The sequence below is a fragment of the Rhizobacter sp. P3_B12 genome (assembly GCF_056402895.1).
The window spans coordinates 1-943 of record NZ_JBFUGN010001523.1 but is presented as its reverse complement, the minus strand read 5'-3'; the positions used below and the strand labels follow the sequence as shown (position 1 = coordinate 943).

Sequence of the window (943 nt, the reverse complement as noted above, 5' to 3'; positions counted from 1 at the left end):
GGCCAGCGAGCCGATGGCCATCGCGTCGGGGTAGCCGCGCCGCGCGAGCTCGGGCAGGCTCATCTTGCCGATGGTGGCGCAGGTGGCCGCGCTCGAGCCCGACACCGCTGCGAAGATCGCGCAACCGACCACGTTGGTGTGCAGCAGGCGGCCGGGCAGGCGCTGCATCCACGGTGCGAGGCCGCGGAACATGTCCTGGCTGAGCCGGGTGCGGAACAGGATCTCGCCCATCCAGATGAACAGCGGCAGCGCGGTCAGCGTCCAGCTGGAGGCCGAGCCCCAGATCGTCACGGCCATCGCGTCGCCGGCCGGCCGGGAGCTGAACAGCTGCATGCCGATCCACGCGACGCCCGACAGCGTGAGGCCGATCCACACGCCGCTGCCGAGGATCAGGAACAGCGACGCGATCAGCAGCGTCGTCACCAGCAGGTCATTCATTGCGGCTTGCCTCATCAGACACCGGCACCACGCGCCGGCCGAGGATCTCCAGCACCAGCTCGTCGATGAACGCAACCGCCAGCACCGTGCTGCCGACGGCCATGCTCAGCTGCGGGATCCACAGCGGCATCGCGTCGTTGCCGGTCGAGATGTCGTGGAACACGTACGACTGCCAGACGAGCTTGCAGGCGTAGAACGCTGCCAGCAGCGCCAGCGCGCTGGCGGCGAAGAGCGCCCACAGCTCCAGCCGCCGGCGTGCGGCGCCCTTCAGCGCGTTGAGCAGCAGCGTCACGCGGATGTGCTCGCCCTGCTTCAGCGTGTGGGCGAGTGCGAGGAAGCCGGTGGCGGCCATCAGGTAGCCGGCGTAGCTGTCGACACCCGGCACGTTGAAGTGCAGCTGCCGGCTGACGATGGACAGCAGCACGGCCGCGAGCAGCCCGACCATGAAGACCGCGGCGAGCGCGGCGCTGGCGTCGTACAGCGCGTCCAGCCCGCGGCGCAGCGC

General features: G+C 70.1%; 2 protein-coding genes. Both read right to left on the bottom strand.

The genetic code is table 11. From position 1 onward, the window contains the following. On the bottom strand, positions 1-438 hold a 438-nt coding region (locus AC1D01_RS36605), incomplete at its 3' end, for a TRAP transporter large permease subunit (RefSeq protein ID WP_477874697.1). Continuing rightward, a complete protein-coding gene (locus AC1D01_RS36600) occupies positions 431-940 on the bottom strand; it encodes a TRAP transporter small permease (protein WP_477874699.1) in 510 nt (169 codons plus the stop codon). The genes AC1D01_RS36600 and AC1D01_RS36605, both read right to left, overlap by 8 nt. Positions 941-943 lie beyond the last annotated feature (3 nt).